This window comes from Protofrankia sp. CiP1_Cm_nod2, from assembly GCF_920664355.1.
Lineage (GTDB): Bacteria > Actinomycetota > Actinomycetes > Frankiales > Frankiaceae > Protofrankia.
The window spans coordinates 1-3,327 of the sequence record NZ_CAKKTL010000309.1 but is presented as its reverse complement, the minus strand read 5'-3'; the positions used below and the strand labels follow the sequence as shown (position 1 = coordinate 3,327).

Sequence of the window (3,327 nt, the reverse complement as noted above, 5' to 3'; positions counted from 1 at the left end):
GTGACCGGCGGCGGTACGGCGAATGGCGGCGCGGCTGCCGGTGGTACAGCCGCCGGTGTACGGGAAACGCCGGTCACCCCTCGGGTGCTGCCGGAAGTGTGACGCCCACGGTGTCCTGCCGCGGGAGCTGGGAGGACACCGCAGGTGAGCGTAGCCTCATTTTCATGGAGGTCATGCGCCCAGGCCTGATGCCCTACGACGAGGCGTGGCGGTTGCAGCGCGCGCTGGCCGACCGGCGGATCGCCGACGAGGCGGCCGACACCCTGATCCTCCTGGAACATCCCAGCGTCTACACCGCCGGCCGGCGCACCCAGCCGTGGGAACGCCCCTTCGACGGCACCCCGGTGGTGGACGTCGACCGGGGTGGCAAGATCACATGGCACGGCCCGGGGCAGCTCGTGGGCTACCCGGTGCTGCGGCTGCCCAGGCCGCTGGACGTGGTCGCCTACGTCCGCGCCCTCGAAGAAGCGCTGATCGCGGTCTGCGCGGAGTTCGGGGTGCCGGCCGTCCGGGTGGCCGGGCGCACCGGGGTGTGGACCGCCGACGGGGAGCGCAAGCTCGCGGCGATCGGCATCCGGGTGCGCTACCTGGTCGCCTACCACGGTTTCGCCCTCAACTGCAGCCCGGACCTCGGCGCCTTCACCAGGATCGTCCCGTGCGGCATCTCCGACGCCGGGGTGAGCAGCCTGAGCCGGGAGCTCGGCCGGGCCGTGACCGTCGAGGAGGCCCTGTCCGTCGTGGAACGCCACATGGTCGAGACGCTGACGGCCTTCATCGCCAGGTCACCGAGCGCGACCGGTCTGCCGGTACCGAGCACGACCGGCCCGCCGGCGCCGGGCGCGGACGGCCCGCCAGCGCCCGGCGGCGTGTCGCCGACGCGGGAGCCGGAGCTGGCCCGATGACCATCGACACCACGACCGCCAGCGCCACGCCGACCGCCACCGCGGTCACCACCGCCACGCCGACCGGCACCGCGGTGGCGGTTCCGGCCCCCGAGGGCCGGCGGATGCTGCGGCTGGAGGCCCGTAACACGGCCACGCCGATCGAGCGCAAGCCGCCGTGGATCCGCACCCGGATGCGGACCGGCCCGCAGTACTCCGACATCAAGGGACTCGTCCACGACAAGGGCCTGCACACGGTGTGTGAGGAGGCCGGCTGCCCGAACATCTACGAGTGCTGGGAGGACCGGGAGGCGACCTTCCTCATCGGCGGCGAGGTGTGCACCCGCCGGTGCGACTTCTGCCAGATCGACTCGGGACGCCCCGCGGCCTTCGACACCGACGAGCCGCGCCGGGTCGCCGAATCGGTGCGGACGATGGGCCTGCGCTACGCGACCGTGACCGGGGTGGCCCGCGACGACCTGCCCGACGGCGGGGCGTGGCTGTACGCGCAGACGGTCCGCGAGATCCACACGTCCTGCCCGGGCACCCGTGTCGAACTGCTCATCCCCGACTTCCACGCCCGTCCGGAGCAGCTCGCCGAGGTCTTCGGGGCGGCGCCCGAGGTGCTGGCCCACAACATCGAGACGGTGCCGCGGGTGTTCCGGCGCATCCGGCCCGGGTTCCGCTACGAGCGGTCGCTGGAGGTGCTCCGGCGGGCCCGGGACGCGGGCCTGGTGACCAAGTCCAACCTGATCCTGGGGCTCGGCGAGGAGCCCGCGGAGATCCTGTCGACCATGGCCGACCTGCTCGCCGCCGGCTGTGAGCTGCTGACCATCACCCAGTACCTGCGGCCCACTCCCCGCCACCACCCGGTGGAGCGCTGGGTGCGTCCCGAGGAGTTCGTCGAGCTGCGCGCGCAGGCCGAGCGGATGGGGTTCGTCGGCGTGCTCGCCGGCCCGCTGGTGCGCTCCTCCTACCGCGCCGGCCGGATGTACCAGCAGGCGGTCGAGCGACGCGGCGACGCGGCCGGGAACACGACCGGCAACGGAGCCGGGGGTGAGGCCACCGTCCCGGCCGGCTCCGTCGTCGGCCTCCCGGCCGGCACCGCGACCGGCACCGCGACCGGCACCGCGACCGGCACCGCGACCGGCACCGCGACCGGCACCGCGACCGGCACCACGCACGCCCGTCCGCGGGCGTCCGAGCAGCCCCGTCCGGACACGGGAGGCGTCAGAACGGACATTCCCGCCCCTGGCCACCCGAACTACGCAGAGTAATAAACGCGGTGGTAGGCCCGCCGCGGTGGCACTAGTGTCATCCGGCAGTAACCATTGCGCAGCGAGCAGACCAAGAACGAGATCATGACCGACAGCGCGTCCGACCGGCCTGGGAGATCTACGTGATCCTGCTGAAATCACTACTGACCGCCGTCGAAGAAGTGACTCTTCTCCTCCTCCCCCACGGCGGCCAGCGGACGGCGCGCCGCAACGCCTGGCGCGCCGCCGCCGACCTGCAGGTGGGTGCCGGCCGGCACGGCGAGGCCGGCTGGAAGGTCGTGCGCACCAGGCCGCAGGGCACGGGACGGGTGGCCATCGCGACCGAGCGTTGACCCCCGGCCGGCTCACCGGGCACCACGGATCGAGCCGTGCCCGATCCAGGTCGTAGGCTCGCGGTCATGGCGCGCACAAACAGATCCGGCGGCAGGGCGCCCGCCGCGGCGGGAACCACTGCGGGAAGCGGACGCGGGAAAGGGGCCGAGCGCGGGGCAGGCAGAGCGGGGCGCCTCACACAGCTACGGACGGTGTTCCGGCTCACCCGGCAGCGTGACCCGCACGTGGTGTGGTGGTCACTGCTCGGCCTGGTGATCCCGCTGGGGATCGTCGGCGTGCTGCTCGGGCTCCTCGTCGGCCCACTGTGGACGTGGCTGCCGGTCGGGATCGTGCTGGGGCTGCTCGGCGCCGTGAACGTCTTCAGCCGCCGGGTCCAGAAGACCGCCTACGCCGAGATGGAGGGCCAGCCCGGCGCCGCCGCCGGGATCATCGAACGGATGCGCGGCGACTGGCGGCTCACCCCCGCCGTGGCGGTCAACCGCAACCAGGACGTCGTGCACCGTGTGGTATGCCGCGCCGGCGTAGTGATCATCGCTGAGGGCCGGGGACGCGGCCAGCGCGACCTGCTCGGCACCGAGGTCCGCCGCGTCCGCAAGGTGGTCGGCGAGACGCCCATCCACGACATCGTGATCGGCAGCGGCCCCGGCGAGGTGCCCCTGCCGAAACTGCGGCTGACACTGATGCGGCTGCCCCGCACCCTGCGGCGCGGCGAGGTCGACCCCCTGGCGCGACGGCTACGGGCGGTGACCTCACCGACCCTGCCCATCCCCAAGGGCCCCATCCCCCGCAACATCCCCCGCGGCGGAAAGATCCGGTAGACCCCAAATTTTTCGCTT

The 3,327-nt window shown here is 73.1% G+C and carries 3 protein-coding genes and 1 pseudogene; all 4 read left to right on the top strand.

What is annotated here, in order from left to right:
- Positions 1-164 precede the first annotated feature (164 nt).
- Positions 165-902 carry a lipoyl(octanoyl) transferase LipB gene (gene lipB / locus NBW84_RS22295; protein WP_250292049.1) on the top strand — a complete coding sequence of 246 codons (738 nt, stop codon included), beginning with the start codon at positions 165-167 and terminating at the stop codon, positions 900-902.
- Positions 899-1,903, top strand: a pseudogene (lipA, locus tag NBW84_RS22290) (lipoyl synthase); the annotation flags it as partial. The gene lipB and the pseudogene lipA, both read left to right, overlap by 4 nt.
- Before the next feature lie 377 nt (positions 1,904-2,280).
- Positions 2,281-2,490 carry a hypothetical protein gene (locus NBW84_RS22285; protein WP_250287130.1) on the top strand — a complete coding sequence of 70 codons (210 nt, stop codon included), beginning with the start codon at positions 2,281-2,283 and terminating at the stop codon, positions 2,488-2,490.
- A gap of 192 nt (positions 2,491-2,682) precedes the next feature.
- Positions 2,683-3,309 carry a DUF4191 domain-containing protein gene (locus tag NBW84_RS22280; RefSeq protein ID WP_445548474.1) on the top strand — a complete coding sequence of 209 codons (627 nt, stop codon included), beginning with the start codon at positions 2,683-2,685 and terminating at the stop codon, positions 3,307-3,309.
- The last annotated feature ends 18 nt before the right edge of the window (positions 3,310-3,327 follow it).

What these genes read in the sequence shown, in the direction of transcription:
- lipB (WP_250292049.1), top strand. Translation starts at nt 165, where the DNA reads ATGGAGGTCATGCGCCCAGGCCTGATGCCCTACGACGAGGCGTGGCGG.